The following is a 1162-nucleotide window of genomic DNA, read 5'->3' as shown; positions in this document are numbered from 1 at the left end:
GATAGTTCTGCCTGTCCTGGTAGGAAACCCACTCCAGAAAGAAGACCTGTCGGTCATAGCTACAGAAGGAGATGCTATGGAGGAGGTCATTAGGGGGAATGAGATCGGAAAGACAGTCCGACCTGGTGACCCTCTGGAACTGGCTGAAACCATAAACTTGCTTCTGGAAGATAACTCCCTGAGGGCAAGGTGCAGGGAGAATGAGGAGAGGTTGGCCGAGAAGTATCGCTGGGAGGTAGTGGCCCAACCCCTGGTACAGTTCTGTCAGCAGCCGACCCTGGCTGCGGACAGGAAAGTTATCATGGACTTTTTGAAGGAAGCGGAAGGGGAGCGGGAAGAGAGAATTCTTCCTTATCTGAAGGGCTGCGGGAAAGTATTACTGGTCGGGGAGGAATTTGAGGGGATGGCGGCCTCTCTGGCTAGAGAGGGAGCTCAGGTACAGTGTCTGGATATCGAGGATATTCTGTGGGATGGACCTGCGCGGAGAGCTCCAGCACCAGAGGGGGGTATAGCTCCAACGCCAGAGGGTGGTATAGTTCCAGCACCAGAGGGGGACGTTTATGATGCTGTCTGCGTTTCGGCAAGAAAAAGCTCTGGTGCGGGGGAGCTCCATGATCTGGTGGGTAGAGCTAAAAGGAGGTTGAAAGAGGAAGGAGTTCTCTGTCTATTGCTTCCGGGTGTTTCGGAGTCTCTGGTGGGGACGGAGCCAGCAGGGAAGCAAGAGAAGGTACAGCCGGGTAGACGCTGGGATCGGGAGACCTTTCTGGGCGAGCTGGTTCTGAGAGATCAGGATTTTGAGATCCTGGCCCGGGAAGAAATTGTGGCAGAAGGTCCTCTGGAGCGGACTATGGCTACAGGTAGCGGCAAGGGCAAACTGGACAATGTCCTGGACCGGATCTCCATCATCCCCCTGGATACCTCCTCTTTTGAGAAGATCAGGCTGCTGAGCCGATTCGATATTCTGCGTATTCGAAAGAGCTACAACGAGACTATGAAAGCCATCAACAATAACCTTCACCTGCAGCTTAATCATGAGCTTAATCAGATAAACCAGCAGTTGAGAGACAGGCTTCTCTTTTTGAATTACCATCTTTATGAGAATATGCAAAAACCGTCCCCCTCTATTTGCGGTGCGTTAGGAATGGCCAAAGTGAGAAGACAG

Annotated in this window: 1 protein-coding gene; it reads left to right on the top strand. The window is 52.5% G+C overall.

Annotated elements, in window-relative coordinates:
* On the top strand, nucleotides 1-1162 hold a 1162-nt coding region (locus HW443_RS11475; protein ID WP_176238252.1), incomplete at both ends, for a glycosyltransferase.

This window comes from Candidatus Hakubella thermalkaliphila, from assembly GCF_013281975.1.
Classification (GTDB): domain Bacteria; phylum Actinomycetota; class Humimicrobiia; order Hakubellales; family Hakubellaceae; genus Hakubella; species Hakubella thermalkaliphila.
The sequence above is the reverse complement of the archived record's forward strand: the minus strand, read 5'-3'. Positions and strand labels throughout refer to the sequence as shown.